This window comes from Extensimonas perlucida (assembly GCF_007655255.1).
GTDB classification, from domain to species: Bacteria; Pseudomonadota; Gammaproteobacteria; order Burkholderiales; family Burkholderiaceae_C; genus Extensimonas; species Extensimonas perlucida.
The window spans coordinates 124781-138696 of record NZ_VMYE01000009.1 but is presented as its reverse complement, the minus strand read 5'-3'; the positions used below and the strand labels follow the sequence as shown (position 1 = coordinate 138696).

Annotated in this window: 13 protein-coding genes; 2 read left to right on the top strand and 11 right to left on the bottom strand. The window is 68.0% G+C overall.

The genetic code is table 11. The annotated features are described in order from the left end of the window. Window positions 1-210: 210 nt before the first annotated feature. The 7 genes from FK527_RS09950 to mutL form a co-directional block, all read right to left on the bottom strand. Window positions 211-1521 (bottom strand): TolC family protein, encoded by a 1311-nt coding sequence (locus FK527_RS09950; RefSeq protein ID WP_186298425.1) that lies wholly within the window; start codon window positions 1519-1521, stop codon window positions 211-213. After that, the gene (locus FK527_RS17260) at window positions 1518-1856 is read right to left on the bottom strand and encodes a DUF3240 family protein (protein WP_186298424.1); all 339 of its coding nucleotides are present in this window, start codon (window positions 1854-1856) and stop codon (window positions 1518-1520) included. Before FK527_RS17260 ends, FK527_RS09950 begins: the two co-directional genes overlap by 4 nt. Then, window positions 1853-4945: an efflux RND transporter permease subunit gene (locus FK527_RS09945; RefSeq protein WP_144732943.1), complete on the bottom strand. Its 3093-nt coding sequence runs from the start codon at window positions 4943-4945 to the stop codon at window positions 1853-1855. The genes FK527_RS17260 and FK527_RS09945 overlap by 4 nt, the downstream gene beginning before the upstream one ends. 2 nt (window positions 4946-4947) lie before the next feature. After that, window positions 4948-6240: an efflux RND transporter periplasmic adaptor subunit gene (locus tag FK527_RS09940; RefSeq protein ID WP_186298423.1), complete on the bottom strand. Its 1293-nt coding sequence runs from the start codon at window positions 6238-6240 to the stop codon at window positions 4948-4950. A gap of 132 nt (window positions 6241-6372) precedes the next feature. Then, complete coding sequence (locus tag FK527_RS09935) at window positions 6373-7791, bottom strand: sensor histidine kinase (protein ID WP_144732940.1); 1419 nt, start codon at window positions 7789-7791, stop codon at window positions 6373-6375. A 31-nt stretch (window positions 7792-7822) separates the two neighbouring features. Beyond that, on the bottom strand, window positions 7823-8488 hold the full coding sequence (locus tag FK527_RS09930; protein ID WP_144732937.1) for a response regulator: 666 nt from the start codon (window positions 8486-8488) through the stop codon (window positions 7823-7825). Between the two features lie 16 nt (window positions 8489-8504). Then, complete coding sequence (gene mutL / locus FK527_RS09925) at window positions 8505-10523, bottom strand: DNA mismatch repair endonuclease MutL (RefSeq protein WP_144732934.1); 2019 nt, start codon at window positions 10521-10523, stop codon at window positions 8505-8507. Window positions 10524-10636: 113 nt separating this feature from the next. On the opposite strand from mutL, the gene FK527_RS09920 reads away from it, so the two are divergent. Together FK527_RS09920 and FK527_RS09915 are read left to right on the top strand one after the other, a co-directional pair. Beyond that, the gene (locus FK527_RS09920) at window positions 10637-11281 is read left to right on the top strand and encodes a DedA family protein (protein ID WP_144732931.1); all 645 of its coding nucleotides are present in this window, start codon (window positions 10637-10639) and stop codon (window positions 11279-11281) included. Window positions 11282-11304: 23 nt separating this feature from the next. Then, entirely contained in the window at window positions 11305-12111 is an 807-nt protein-coding gene (locus FK527_RS09915) for an alpha/beta hydrolase (protein ID WP_246072740.1), read from the top strand. A 28-nt stretch (window positions 12112-12139) separates the two neighbouring features. On the opposite strand, the gene FK527_RS09910 is transcribed toward FK527_RS09915, so the two are convergent. The 4 genes from FK527_RS09910 to FK527_RS09895 all read right to left on the bottom strand — a co-directional run bounded on the left by FK527_RS09910 (window position 12140) and on the right by FK527_RS09895 (window position 13895). Beyond that, on the bottom strand, window positions 12140-12595 hold the full coding sequence (locus FK527_RS09910) for a type II toxin-antitoxin system VapC family toxin (RefSeq protein WP_186298422.1): 456 nt from the start codon (window positions 12593-12595) through the stop codon (window positions 12140-12142). Beyond that, on the bottom strand, window positions 12595-12846 hold the full coding sequence (locus FK527_RS09905) for a type II toxin-antitoxin system Phd/YefM family antitoxin (RefSeq protein ID WP_144732928.1): 252 nt from the start codon (window positions 12844-12846) through the stop codon (window positions 12595-12597). Before FK527_RS09905 ends, FK527_RS09910 begins: the two co-directional genes overlap by 1 nt. Before the next feature lie 73 nt (window positions 12847-12919). Further along, the gene (gloA, locus tag FK527_RS09900) at window positions 12920-13336 is read right to left on the bottom strand and encodes a lactoylglutathione lyase (protein WP_222116147.1); all 417 of its coding nucleotides are present in this window, start codon (window positions 13334-13336) and stop codon (window positions 12920-12922) included. 214 nt (window positions 13337-13550) lie between these two features. Next, window positions 13551-13895: an ArsR/SmtB family transcription factor gene (locus FK527_RS09895; protein WP_144732923.1), complete on the bottom strand. Its 345-nt coding sequence runs from the start codon at window positions 13893-13895 to the stop codon at window positions 13551-13553. Window positions 13896-13916: the final 21 nt, after the last annotated feature.

Here is a 13916-nt window from a genome sequence, read left to right as displayed (position 1 = left end):
CAAGCTCAGGCAGGCCACCGAGACACACATGCAGATGCTGCACGATAACCCTGAGCGGGTGCGTTCTTACTTCGAGGACCCGCGGGTGAGCTATGCCGCAGAGCAAAACTTAGTTGCCGGGTGAATATGTAGAAAAAACATGCGGATATGCATTATTTTGGTGCGTCTGCACCAATACATCGCACCAATACATCGCACCAATACATTGCGTCAATGTGCGCCTTCTTCAGGTGCTGCCCAGATGTGGTGCGCATCGAGCAGCAGGCGCGCCTGCGCCTGCATGGCGTCGAGCGCGGCGCCGTCGGCAGCGAGCTGCGCTTCGAGCGCGTTGCGCCGCGCCAGCAGCAGGTCGGCGAGCGGGCTTTCGCCGAGTTCGTAGGCGCGCGCCTGCAGTTGCGCGCTTTGTGCGATCTGCTGCCATGCGCGGTGCAACTGCTGCCAGGTGGTGCGTGTTTGCTGCGCCTCGCTCGCGGCGCGCCAGGCGTCGGTGGTGACGCGCTGGCGCGTGCGTTCGTACTCCTGCTGCGCCATTTCGGCCTGCGCGGCAGCGGCCTGCGCGTCGGCACGGCGGCCTGCGCTGCCCAGCGGGATCGAAAGGTAGGCGCCCCAGATGCGCTCTTCGCCGCTGCGCTCGCGCCGCGCGCGCACGCCCACCGTGGGATCGCCCGTGCGCTCCTGCTCGGTGCGGCGGGCCTGCAAGCGCGCTTGCGCGGCGCGCGCCTGTGCGAGTTCGAGCTCGTGGTTGTCGGCGAGGATTTTTTGCGCCCAGTCGGGCACGGAAATGTCGGCGCCCTCCAGAGCAGCCTCTTCCAGGCCCGCGTCGCTGGGCAGCGGCAGGCCTGGGTATTGGCGCTGCAAGGCTTGCTGCAACAGCTGCGCCTGGGCGCGCGTGCGCACGGCCTGGGCCTGGATGCGCGCGGCTTCGGCCTGCGCGGCCAGGGTGTCGAGCTTGGCGGCTTCGCCTGCCTGCACGCGGCGTTCGATGGCGGAAAGCTGCGCCTGCGCGAGCTCGGCCTGCGCTTGCAGCACCTTGGCGCTGTGCAGTTCGCGCAGCGCATCGAACCAGTCGCGCAGCAGCGTGCGTGCGGCCTCATGCCAGGCGTCGGCGTAGGCAAACTGGCCGATCTGCACCTCGCCTTCGCCCAGTTGCGCGTCGGTGCGCTGCTTGCTAGGCCAGCGCAGCCCGGTTTCCACGCCGATTTCCTCCTCGGCAAAGCGCTTACCCTGCGCGGCCACGCGGCGGTCGTAAGCCGTCTTGGCGACCCAGTCGTAGGGGCCGGCATCCAAGCGCCGTTTGCGCGCCTGCGCCAGGTCGATGCCGGCGGTGGCTGCGCGCACCTGCGGCAGGCTCGCGAGCACTGCGCGCACGCTGGCTTCGGGCGGCAGCACGGGCGGCGGGGTTTGCGCCGCGGCGGCCGTCCACCCACCCGCGGCTGCGAGGGCCAGGGACAGCGCGCGCAAGCCATAGGGAAAGCAAGGGCGACGGCCCGCTGGAATGCAAAACTTCAGGCGGAATCTCACGCAACGTCTCCCAATCGTCCAAAAGCCAGCAGGGGCACAATCCAGTAAGCGATCTGCGGGCTGGGCAGGTGTTGTTTCAGGGCTTGCAGCAAGGTGGACACGTGGTCTTGTCGCAGTGCCACCTGCACCAGCACGCGCCGCGCGCGGCCCGTGACCTGCTCCATCGAAGAGGGCAGGGCGACGTGCGCACCCACGCCTTGCGCCTGCAGCACGGTGAACCCCGGCACCTGTTCGGGCAGGGCCAGCAGCGCGTCGAGCAGCTCTTCTTCGAGTGCCTGTGGCAGCGCCAGCGTCAGGAGGCAGTCGGGCGCAGTGGTGGTTTGGTTGCGGCTCATGCGGCCCCCTCGGTCGTGGTCGGCTTGGCGCGGTGCGTGGCCGGGTCGAAAAAGCGCCGGTACAGAATCGGCAGCACCACAAGTGTGAGCGCCGTGGAGCTGACCAGCCCGCCTATCACCACCACCGCGAGCGGGCGCTGGATTTCGGAGCCCGGCCCGGTCGCCAGCAGCAGCGGGATCAGGCCCAGCGCGGTGATGCTGGCCGTCATGAGCACGGGGCGCAGGCGGCGCAATGCGCCCTGGCGCACCACTTCTTCAACGGGCATGCCGCGCGCGGCCAGCTGGTTGAAGTAGGTGACCAGCACCAGGCCATTGAGCACCGCGATGCCCATGAGCGCAATGAAGCCCACCGAGGCCGGCACCGACAGGTATTCGCCCGAAATCGCGAGCGACACCACGCCGCCGATGAGCGCCAGCGGAATGTTCACGAACACCAGAATCGCCTGCGGCAGGCTGCCCAGCGTGGCAAACAGCACGCCCACGATCAGCGCCAGCGCCACCGGTACGACCATGCTGAGGCGCGCGGCGGCGCGCTGCTGGTTTTCGAACTGGCCACCCCAGGCCAGGCTGTAGCCCGCGGGCAGCGGCACCTTTTGCGCCACGGCGGCCTTGGCCTCTGCGACGAAGCCCACCAAATCGCGCCCGCGCACGTTGGCGCGCACCACGGCCATGCGCAGGGACTTTTCGCGCTCGATCTTCACGGGCCCGTCGATCACCTCGAGCTGCGCGATCTGGCTCAGCGCCACCGTGCGCCCGTCGGCCAGCGGCAGGCGCAGCTGCGCGAATTGGGCGGGCGACAGGCGCAGCTCCTCGCTGCCGCGCACCACCAGCGGCACGCGCCGGATATCCTGCATCACCACGCCCACGCGCTGGCCTTCCACCAAGGCGCGCAGGTCGTTTTGCACCGCATCGACGGTGAGCCCGAGTCGGCCCACGGCCACGCGGTCGATGGCGATGCGGTAATACTGCACGCCACCGTTTTGCGCCGTGAGCACGTCTTCGCTGCCGGGCAGGGCCTGTACCACCTGCACGATCTGCGCTGCCAGGCGCGAGAGCTCGTCGGCATTGGGGCCGAAAATCTTGATCGCGAGGTCGCCGCGCACGCCCGAGAGCATTTCTGAGGTGCGCATTTCGATCGGCTGCGTGAAGCTCAGGTTCACGCCGGGAATCGCGCCTGCGGCCTTGCGGATCGCGTCCACGAGCTCTTCCTTGGTCTGAAAGCGCCAGGTTTCGCGCGGCTTGAGCACCAAAAAGGTGTCGGTTTCGTTGAGCCCCATCGGGTCCAGGCCGAGCTCGTCCGAGCCCACGCGCGCGACGATGCGCTGCACCTCGGGCACGGCCGCGAGGATGCGCCGCTGCAGCGCCATGTCGGTGGCGGCCGATTGTGCAAGGTTGATCGAGGGCAGCTTTTCCACCTGCATGATGATGTCGCCCTCGTCCAGCGTGGGCATGAACGACTTGCCGATGAGCGGAAACAGGGCCGCCGCGCCCACGAGCGCGAGCAGCGCCGCGACGATGACCACGCGGGCATGGCCCAGCGCCCAGTGCAGCAGCGGCTGGTACGCGGCTTCGAGCTTGCGCACCAGCCAGGGGCTGCCGTGGTGCGCGCCCTGCGGGAGCGCCACCGAGGCCAGCACCGGGATCACGGTGAGCGACAGCAGCAGCGAAGCGCCGAGCGCAAACACGATGGTCAGTGCCACCGGGCCGAACAGCTTGCCCTCCAGCCCCTGCAGGGTCAAGAGTGGCAGGAACACTATCATGATGATGAGCACGCCCGCGGCCACCGGCGTGGCCACCTCTTGCGTGGCGCGGTACAGCATGTGCAGGCGCGAGACGCTGCGCTCGCCCTGGCGCGCCTCGATGTTCTCCACCACCACCACGGCCGCATCCACCAGCATGCCGATCGCAATCGCCAGGCCACCGAGCGACATCAGGTTGGCCGACAAGCCCCACTGCTGCATGAGCACGAAGGTGGCCAGCGCCGACAGCGGCAGGATCAAGGCCACCACGAGCGCTGCGCGCAGGTTGCCTAGAAACAGCAGCAGCAGCACCAGCACGAGCACGATGGCCTCCTGCAGCGCCTTGGTCACCGTGCCCACGGCGCGGCCCACGAGGTTGCCGCGGTCGTAAAACGGGGTGATGCGCATGTCTTTGGGCAGGCTGGCCTGGATCTCCTGCAGGCGGTCTTTCACGTCCTGCACGAGCTGCTTGGCGTTGGCGCCGCGCAGGCTCAGCACCAGCCCCTCGACGGCCTCGCCCTGGCCGTTTTCGGTCACCGTGCCGTAGCGCGTGAGCGCGCCCAGCTGCACCGTGGCCACGTCGCCCACGCGCACGGCGTTGCCGCCGCGCTGCGTGATCGCGATGGCGCGCACGTCGTCGAGCGAGCGTATGCTGCCGTCGCTGCGCACCAGCAGCGACTCTTCGCCGCTCGAGAGGCGCCCGGCGCCATCGTTGCGGTTGTTGGCCGCGAGCGCGTCCTGCAGCTGCTGCAGCGACACGCCGCGCGCGGCCAGCGCCGCCACGTCGGGCACCACCTCGAAGGTCTGCACCAGCCCGCCCAGCGTGTTCACGTCGGCCACGCCGGGCAGATCGCGCAGGCGCGGGCGCACCACGTAGTCGAGCACGCGGCGCTTTTCGGCCAGACTCGCCGGCCCTTCGATGGTGAACATGAAGGCTTCTCCCAGCGGCGTGGTGATGGGCGCGAGCCCGCCCGTAGTGCCTGCAGGCAAGTCGCCCATCACACCCGCGAGCCGCTCGCTGACCTGCTGGCGCGCCCAGTAGATGTCGGTGCCGTCGGCAAAGTCGAGCGTGATGTCGGCGATTGCATACTTGCTTTGCGAGCGCAGCATCACCTGGTGCGGAATGCCCAGCAGCTCCTGTTCGATGGGCGCGACGATGCGCGTTTCGACCTCGGCGGGCGTCATGCCCGGTGCCTTGAGAATGATCTTGACCTGCGTGGTCGAGACATCGGGAAAGGCGTCGATCGGCAGGTCGCGCAGCGCCAGCACGCCCGCGGCCAGCAGCCCCAGCGTGAGCACGGCCACGAGCAGCCGCTGCGCGAGTGAAAAGGCAATCAGGCGGGACAGCATCGTCACTCCTCAGCGCCCATGCCCAGCCACGCGCCCTTGAGCGCGGCCAGGCCGCGCACGGCGACCTCGGCGCCGCTGCGCAGGCCCGCACGCACGAGCACCTGGGCGCCGCTTTCGCTGGCCACCTCGATCGGCGTGGGCACGAAGCCCTTGGGGGTTTTGACGAACACGTAGGCGCGGCCCTGGTCGCGCACCACAGCTTCTGCAGGTAATGCGAGCAAAGCGCCCGTGGATACTGCGTGAGAAGCTCCTGAAGGCGTAGCGCCTGGGAGCACCGTGGCCTGCACGAACTGGTTTGCGCGCAGGCAGTCCTCCTTGGCGTCGAAGTCGGCGCGCAGCTGCACCATCTGGTTGCCTGCATCCACCTGCGGCACGATGGCTGCAAGGCGCGCCGGCGCCTTGCAACCCGGCACGCGCAGCAAGTCGCCCACGTGCAGGCTTTGCGCCTGCGCCGGCGTGGCCTGCAGGCGGATCGCCCACTGTCCGCTGCGCGCGAGCTTGGCCACGGGCATGCCGGCCTCGAGCCGCTGGCCGGGCGCGGCCTGCACCTCGAGCACCGTGCCTGCCGCCGTGGCGCGCACCGCGAGCGCGGGCTGCAGCTGAGCGCCCGTGGGCGCTGCACCGGCCAGGCGCAGCGCCTGCTGGCGCTCTTGCACGTTGAGCTGCGCGAGCCGGTGCTGGGCGCGGCTGTCTTCGAGCCGCAAGCCCGCGATGATGCCCTCGGCATGCAGCTTTTCATCGCGCGCCAGCCGGCTCGCAGCAAGCCGCTCCTGCTCTTTGGCCTGTAGCAGATCGCGCTGCCAGGCGACGAGCTCGGGGCTCAGCAGTTGCGCCACCGGCGCGCCGGCCTTGACCTGCTGCCCCGCGCCGACGTACACGCGCTGCACCACCCCGGCCAAAGGCGCGCTGAGCACTTCGACGGCCTGCGGCGGCAGCTCCACCGTGCCCTGCAGCACCATGCCCGCGGCCGCGCCCGCCGCAGCGGCGGTGACCACCTGCGTGCGCACGCCCGCGGCCTGCGCCTGCGCAGCGCTCCAGGCGATCGGGGTCAGGCCAGGGGCGGTGGCATTTGCTGCAGAATTTGGAGCAGCAGCGGAGGATGCAGGCTTGCTTGCGGCCGGGGGCGCGGTTTTGGCGGCGGTGGAATTCGCGGGCGCTGGTGGCGTGGGCTGCGGCTGCGCGGCCTGCGCGGCCTGCGCGGCCTGCGCGGCCTGCGCGCCGCAGGCCGCAGCCGCGCCCAGCGAGGCACCAAGGAACACGCGCAGCGCCCAGCGTGCACGCAAATACGTTGGCATGTGGAAAACCCCTGTCATTTGTGGATCGCGCCACGGTGGCGCACTGGGCGTGACGATAAGGCTTTTTCCTGAAGACAAGATGAATGGCGGCGGCGCTGCCGGGCCCGCGCTGTCAGAACAGTCAGAAGCGTCTCAGGCCGGCACGAGTTCCAGCACGGCCTCAAGTCCGGAAGTTTGTCCCACGGGCGGCGAGCGCAGCATGAGCCGCCCGCCCTGGCGCTCGGCGATGGTCTGCACGATCGAAAGGCCCAGGCCGTAGCCCGGCACGCGCACGCCATGCGCGTCGGGCGATGCGGTGCCGCAGGCCGCCTGGCCGCGCTGGTGGCGCTGCAGCACTTGTGCGATCTGCGCGGGCGCCATGCCCGGCCCCTGGTCGCGCACGCTGCAGCGGGCAGGTGCGCGCACTTCGAGCACGATGGGACCCGCGGGGGCGTAGCGCTGGGCGTTTTCGACGATGTTGCGCAGCGCGATCGCGAGTGCGTCGAAGTCGCCGCGCACCCAGACGTCGGTGTGCTCTGGCAGCACCAGTTGCAGGCGCTGCAGCAGGCGCGCGTCGGCAGACCAGAATTCCTGCGCCACCACGGCGGCGAGCTGGCCGAGGTTGATGCGCTCTTGCGCAAGCGCTGCGCCCGACTCGGCGCGCGAGAGCTGCAGCAGTTTTTCGCAGCGGCGGCTCAGGCGCTCGAGCGCAACAAGGGATTGCTGCAGCGCTGCCTGCCCGGCGCCTGCTGGCAGCTGATCGAGTGCGGTCTGCAGGTGCAGGCGCACGGTGGCCAGCGGCGTGCGCAGCTCGTGCGCGGCGTTCGCGGCCAGGGCGCGCTCGGTGTCGAGCGCGTCCGCAAGGCGCTGCAGCAGATGGTTGGCACTGCGCGCTATGGTTTGCAGTTCGGTCGGCAAGTCCTGCTCGGGCAGCGGCGCGAGATGCCGCCCGTCGCGCTGCTGCAGCTCGCGCGCGAGCCGCCCGGCCGGCGCCAGCGTGCGGCGCGTGATGGCGCGGATCAGCAGCGCGTAGGCGGGCAGCAGCACGAGCAAGGGCAGCAGCAGCCCGGCCAAGGTCTCGTTGCGTGCGGCGCGGCGGTATTCGAGCGTGTCGGCCACGTGGATGAACATGGGCATGTCCGGGTGCGCCAGGGTGTAGATGCGCAAGCCCTGGGCGTTGGCAAAGCCCGTGCGCAGCGGCACGGCCAAGGCGCGGTGTGGCGCGTCGGACGAGCGCAGCAGCAGCTCGTTGCGGTCGTTCACCACCTGGTAGAGCATGACGCTCGGGGCGGTGTTGCCGAGGTTGAGGTGCGGCACCTCCTCACGAAACAGCGTGCCGTCGCGCTGGCTTGGCAGGCGGTGGTTGCGCGCGTCGTGCGAGGCCAGATCGAGCAGGCGCTCGCCGCTTTGCATGAGACCGGCGTCGAGCTGCGCCTCGAGCTCGTGCTGCATGTACCAGCCCACGGCAATGCTGGTGGCAAGCCACAGCAGCCCCGTCCAGGGCAGCAGCGCGCGCGTGAGCGCCCACGAGAGGCTGCGCGTGCGGCGCACTTTCGCGGGGGCTTTCCTCATCGCGTCCTCCTGGCGTTCTCGGGTCGCGCCCTCACGCGGCACCCAGTTGCAGCCGGTAGCCCAGGCCGCGCAGCGTCTGGATGCGCTCGCGCCCGATCTTGCGCCGCAGGTTGCTGATGAACACTTCGAGCGTGTTGCTGCTGGCCTCGCCGTCGAGGCCGTAGAGCGCGGCTTGCAGGCTTTCGCGCGTGTGGATGCGCTCGGGGCGCAGGGCGAGCACGCGCAGCAGCGCCCATTCCTTGGCCGTGAGCTCGACCGGCTGCCCGTCGCGCAGCACCAGTTGGCGGCCCAGGTCGATCTCCAGCCCCGGCATGCGCAGCACGGCGCTGTGCATGCCGCTGATGCGCCGCTCCACGGCGCGCAGGCGCGCGAGCAGCTCTTGCGGGTCGAAAGGTTTGACGAGGTAGTCGTCGGCGCCGGCATCGAGGCCGCGGATGCGGTCGGTGATCTGGTCGCGCGCCGTGAGCATGAGCACGGGGCTGCCCGGCAGCTGGCGGCGCAGCAGCGGCAGCAGCGTGAGCCCTTCGCCGTCGGGCAGTTGCCAGTCGAGCAGCACCGCATCCCAGTGCGCGAGCGGCAACAGCGCGCGCGCCTGCGCCAGACTGGGCGCGCATTGGCCGATGAAACCCTGGCCCGCGAGAAAGTCGAGCAGGGCGCGCGCGAGCGGTGCGTCGTCTTCGATCAGCAGGAGGTGCATGGCACGGTTTAGTGGGTCAGCGCCCGCGCAAAAACAGCGCATCGAGCTCGCGCAGCGTGAGCTGGCGCCAGGTCGGGCGACCGTGGTTGCACTGGTCGGAGCGCTCGGTCACTTCCATCTGGCGCAGCAGCACGTTCATCTCGGGGATGGTGAGGCGCCGGTTCGCGCGCACGGCGCCGTGGCAGGCCATGGTGGCCAGCAGCTCGTCGTGCGCGCGCTGCACCACGCCGCTGACGCCGTGCGCCGCGATCTCGGCGAGCACGCTGCGCGCGAGCGCCACGGGTTCGGCCTGCGCGAGCACCGCAGGCACGGCGCGCACCGCGAGCGTTTTGGGCGAAAACGGCGTCACTTCCAGCCCCAGCGTGGCGAGCAGTTCCACGGTTTCTTCGGCCGTGGCGACCTCCTCGGGCGTGGCCGCAAAGGTGGCCGGGATCAACAGCGGCTGGCTCGCGATGCGCGCGCCCTGGGCGGCCTGCGCCTTGAGGCGCTCATAGACGATGCGCTCGTGCGCCGCGTGCATATCGACGAGCACCAGCCCCTGCGCGTTTTCGGCCAGGATGTAGATGCCATGCAGTTGCGCGACGGCCTGGCCCAGCGGCATGGACGCGTCGGCATGCGGCGCATGATTGTCGTGGGTGGCGGTGGCGGCGGCTTGCGTCAATGGTGGCGTGGGTGGCGCTGACGCAATGCTGAATGTGGCGGCGCGCTCTTGTACGCCTAGGGGCAGCGGCGCCAAGGCGTTTGCCGTATCACCTGCGTAGGCGCCTGCGGTGCCAGCGAGAGCCGGTTCGGCGCCTGGCGTTGCCGACATCGGGGCATAGGAGGGCGCCCCCCACAGCGCGGCGAGGTCGTGCACGCGGTGGCCTGCGCCATCCTCAAATTGCATAGCTGCTTGCGCTTGCCACGCCTTGGTTTGCGGCCATTTTGGCCTTGAATCGTCGCTGCCCTCTGGGCGCAGCTGCGGCGCGCTCGGCACAGGGTTTGTGCCCTGCTTGGCGAGCAGGGCGGCGCGCGGCGCCGCGAGCGCGTCTTCGATCGCGTGGCGCACGGCCTGGTGCACTTCGCGGCTGTCGCGAAAGCGCACCTCGATCTTGGTCGGGTGCACGTTGACATCGACGCGCGCGGGGTCGAGCTCGACGTAGAGCGCGTAAATCGGCTGCTTTTGCCCGTGCAGCACGTCTTCATAGGCGCTGCGCGCCGCGTGCGTGAGCACCTTGTCGCGCACGAAGCGGCCGTTCACGTAGCAGTATTGCTGGTCGCCGCGCGCGCGCGCCGCGTCGGGCAGGCCCGCGCGCCCCGTCACCGTGACGCGGCCCGCCTGGTGCTGTACGGCCACGGACTGCGTCACGAAGTCGCTGCCGAGCACGTCGGCCAGGCGCCGCTCGAGCGCATCGGGGGAGGGCGGCGCACCCGGTGTCCATGTGGCGCGCCACTGCTCGACGAGCTTGCCCTCGTGCCAGATGGCAAAGCCCACGTCGGGCCGCGCGAGCGCGTGGCGGCGCACGGCCTCTATGCAGTGCGCGAGCTCGGTGGCGTCGGACTTGAGGAACTTGCGCCGCGCGGGCGTGGAGAAAAACAGCTCCTTGACTTCCACCGTCGTGCCCACGCCGCGCGCCGCCGGGCGCAGTTCGCCGCTGCGCGCGTCGAGCAAAAAGGCGCTCGCCTGCTCGGGCGGGCGCGACAGCAGCGCCAGCTCCGACACCGAGGCGATGGCCGCGAGCGCCTCGCCACGGAAACCCATGGTCGCCACGGTTTCAAGGTCGTGCAGGCTCGTGATCTTGCTCGTCGCGTGGCGGCGCAGGGCAATGGCCAGTTCGTCGGGCGCAATGCCGCTGCCGTCGTCCTCCACGGCAATCAGGCGCACGCCCCCCGCAAGCAGGCGCACGGTGATTTGCGTGGCGCCGGCATCGAGTGCGTTGTCCACGAGCTCGCGCACCACCGAAGCCGGGCGCTCGACCACCTCGCCTGCGGCAATCTGGCTGATGAGCTCGTCGGGCAGTTCACGGATGGGGCGGCGGATCGCTGGAGATGTCATGGAACGACGAAACCGCCCGCGATGCAGGCGGGCAGGGGAGGGCGGTGCAGGGCTAAAGGGATTTTTGCAGGCTGGGGATAATACCGCTCCCCCTTCCTCTTGCCGAAAGCACCATGGAGTTTGCGACCTTCCTGATCGACTTCGTCCTGCACGTGGACAAATACCTCGAAATGTTCGTGCAGAACTACGGCCTGTGGGTCTATGCGCTGCTCTTTTTGATAGTGTTCGTCGAGACGGGTCTGGTCGTCATGCCGTTCTTGCCCGGCGATTCGCTGCTGTTCATGGTCGGTGCGCTGAGCGGCGCGGGCCTCATGGGCTTTGCGCCGGCCTGCGCGGTGCTGCTGCTTGCCGCGGTGCTCGGTGACCAGTGCAATTATTCGATCGGGCGCTACGTCGGCCCCAAGGTGTTCCAGTGGGAGGATTCGCGCTGGTTCAACCGCCGCGCCTTCCTGCAGGCGCACGAGTTTTACGAGCGCTACGGCGGCATCACCATCGTGCTGGCGCGCTTCATGCCCTTCATACGCACCTTCGCGCCTTTCGTCGCGGGCGTGGCGCACATGGGGCGCGGCAAATTCAGCGCCTACAACGTGGGCGGCGCGCTCTTGTGGGTGCTGGGCATTTGCACGGCCGGCTATTTCTTCGGCAATCTGCCCTGGGTGCGCATGCACCTCGAAAAGATCATCTGGGCTTTGATTTTGGTGCCGGGGCTGCTCGCCCTCTTCGGCACCTGGCGCGCGGGACGCGGGGCGAAGGTGTAATACGTTTTTGCTCGAAACTCACCATGCAAGCACTTTGTTTTTTGCGCAGTGGAACGCGCTGGGCCTGGGGCCTGTTCATCGTTTGCCTTGGACTGCTTGGGGCGCCCTTGGGGGCAATGGCCGGCACGCTGCTCAAGCTACCCACGCGCGAGGGCGTCGTCACCACCTTGTTCTGGGAGCCCGCCACCAACGCCAAAGCCACGCTGCTGCTGTTTCCGGGCGGTGGCGGTGGCTTTGGCAAGGTCGAGGAGGGCAGGGCCACCAGCGGCAACTTCCTCGTGCGCTCGGCGCCATTGTTCGTCGCCAAGGGCTTCAACGTCGCGATCTTCGGGCGCCCCAGCGACTTGCGCGAGCTCGATTACACCGACCGCACCAGCGAAGCGCACATGGCCGATGTGCACAAAGTGCTGGACTTCATCAAAACCCAGGCCGACACCCCGGTATGGCTCGTGGGCACCAGCCGCGGCACCGTTTCTGCGACGGCTGCAGGCATTCGCTGGCAAGGAGAGTTCGCAGGCTTGGTGCTGACTTCCAGCGTCGTCAACTACAACAAGCCCGGCGCCATCCCCAAACAAGACCTGGCTGCGATCAAAGTGCCCGTGCTGGTGTTGCACCACGAAAAAGACGCCTGCCCACTGTGCCGGCCCTATGAAGTGCCAGCGATCCTGCGCGGGCTCAAAAACGCAAGCGGGAAAAAGCTCGTCATGGTGCAAGGAGGCGAAAACCCAACGGGCGATCCTTGCGAAGCTTTCCACTGGCACGGTTTCATCGGCATGGAGCAAGAGGCTGTGGACATCATCGCGCAGTGGATAGCGCGCCCGGTGGAATAAAGCCGTTTCTGCCCATGCGCAGGATGGTTTACGACCGCGTTCGTGCAGGGGAGTCCGTCACGCTGGGCTCCCAGGGGTTCAAGATAGCCACCCCGGTAGGCTGAAAATCGGCCACGTTGCGGGTGACTACGGTCATGCCGTGCACCAGAGCCGTGGCGGCAATCAGCGCGTCACGCTCGTTGCGCCTGTCAGGCACGTGCAGCCGGGCGCTGCGCTGCGCCACGGCCGTATCAACGGGCAGTGTCCGAGCGGAAAACTCCGGCAGCACATACCGCTCCAGCCAGGTGCGCAGCAGTGCCCCTTGGGTGGCGTCCTTGCGCTCCATCGCCAAGACACCAAGCTCCAACTCCATGATGGTGATGGCGGACACGAACAGATCCGCAGCGTCCACGCTTTGCGCCCAGGCCGCAACTTTCGAGTCCGCCTTGCCGGCGCGTACCTTTCGCAGCTCGGAGACCACATTCGTGTCGAGAACGTACATCATCAAAACCCAGCCGAACGGGTCTCGATGGTTACGCGCTGCGGCTCGAAATCGACGTCTGCTACATCCGCCATGGCCAGCGCATCGGCGATGTTGCGGCGTTGATGTGTGAGACGTTGATATTCCTCAATGCTCAACAGCACATGCGCAGGCTTGCCGCGATCTGTGATGAATACGGGGCCGTTCTGGGCCGCCTTCTTCGCGCGCGTAACGTCTTGATTCAGCTCTCGGCTGGACAGCGTCGTGATGGTCATGCTGATCCCTTCATCGGAGAAATGTAGTAATGTTACTACAATCAAACGCATGACGTATGCGTAGAGAAGACTCTCAGCGCAAACCTTGACCGCTCTTGCTGTCGTCGGGGCGCTCTATGAGCTCGATCTTGTAGCCGTCAGGGTCGGTGACGAAAGCGATCACCGTGGTGCCGCCCTTGACGGGCCCCGGCTCGCGCGTGACTTGCCCGCCGGCCGCGCGAATGCGCTCGCAGGCCGCATAGACATCGGGCACGCCGATGGCGATGTGTCCATAGGCATTGCCGTGGTCGTAGCTCTCGACGCCCCAGTTGTAGGTGAGTTCGATCTCCGCCTGCGCCGGGTTGCCGCCCTCGTAGCCCAGAAAAGCCAGGGAATATTTGTATTCGGGGTTCTCCGAGGTGCGCAGCAGTTGCATGTCCAGCACCTTGGTGTAGAACTCGATGGCGCGCTGCAGGTTGCCGACGCGCAGCATGGTGTGAAGGATTCGCATGGTGTGTTGGTGTCGCTGGGTGAAAATTTGGCTTTCGTGGCACATGCAGGACGCCACAGACCGGATGGTAGGCCCAAACATAGTTTGGGTCGGGGCTTTCTGAGGAAGGCCGCACTGTCGGGCGGCTTATCAATTTATCAAATACGATTTGTATTATGTTAATTAACTGATGCAGAAACGGGAGTACGTACGAACTCTGTGCTCGGTCGCGGCTTCATGCCCCTCTCGTTCCCGTAAACATCGCATGCCGCTGCGCCGAGCGTTCGAGCTGCTGGGCGATGTTGCCGCAGACGAGGTCGCACAGCGCATAGACCGATTCGTCCGCGATGCGGTAGTAAACGCTGGTGCCGCGGCCCTCGCGCGTGACGAGGCCGTGCTTGGCCAGCGTCGCGAGGTGGCGTGAGATGTTGGCGGCGGTGCAGTTGCACAACTGCGCAAGCTCGCCTACGCTGCGCTCGCCGTCATGGAGCATGTTCAAGATACGCAGCCGCGTCGGCTCGGACAGCGCCTGGAAGTATGCTGCCACTTGGCCCAGGGCTTCGGGAGGGAGGTCTTTCATGGGCATGATGAGCTCTCGCAA

Excerpts from the sequence above, each read along its gene's own strand:
- FK527_RS17260 (WP_186298424.1), bottom strand. The coding sequence starts at position 1,856 with ATGAGCCGCAACCAAACCACCACTGCGCCCGACTGCCTCCTGACGCTG.
- FK527_RS09945 (WP_144732943.1), bottom strand. The coding sequence starts at position 4,945 with ATGCTGTCCCGCCTGATTGCCTTTTCACTCGCGCAGCGGCTGCTCGTG.
- FK527_RS09940 (WP_186298423.1), bottom strand. The coding sequence starts at position 6,240 with ATGCCAACGTATTTGCGTGCACGCTGGGCGCTGCGCGTGTTCCTTGGT.
- FK527_RS09935 (WP_144732940.1), bottom strand. The coding sequence starts at position 7,791 with ATGAGGAAAGCCCCCGCGAAAGTGCGCCGCACGCGCAGCCTCTCGTGG.
- FK527_RS09930 (WP_144732937.1), bottom strand. The coding sequence starts at position 8,488 with ATGCACCTCCTGCTGATCGAAGACGACGCACCGCTCGCGCGCGCCCTG.
- mutL (WP_144732934.1), bottom strand. The coding sequence starts at position 10,523 with ATGACATCTCCAGCGATCCGCCGCCCCATCCGTGAACTGCCCGACGAG.
- FK527_RS09920 (WP_144732931.1), top strand. The coding sequence starts at position 10,637 with ATGGAGTTTGCGACCTTCCTGATCGACTTCGTCCTGCACGTGGACAAA.
- FK527_RS09915 (WP_246072740.1), top strand. The coding sequence starts at position 11,305 with ATGCAAGCACTTTGTTTTTTGCGCAGTGGAACGCGCTGGGCCTGGGGC.
- FK527_RS09910 (WP_186298422.1), bottom strand. The coding sequence starts at position 12,595 with ATGATGTACGTTCTCGACACGAATGTGGTCTCCGAGCTGCGAAAGGTA.
- FK527_RS09905 (WP_144732928.1), bottom strand. The coding sequence starts at position 12,846 with ATGACCATCACGACGCTGTCCAGCCGAGAGCTGAATCAAGACGTTACG.
- gloA (WP_222116147.1), bottom strand. The coding sequence starts at position 13,336 with ATGCGAATCCTTCACACCATGCTGCGCGTCGGCAACCTGCAGCGCGCC.
- FK527_RS09895 (WP_144732923.1), bottom strand. The coding sequence starts at position 13,895 with ATGAAAGACCTCCCTCCCGAAGCCCTGGGCCAAGTGGCAGCATACTTC.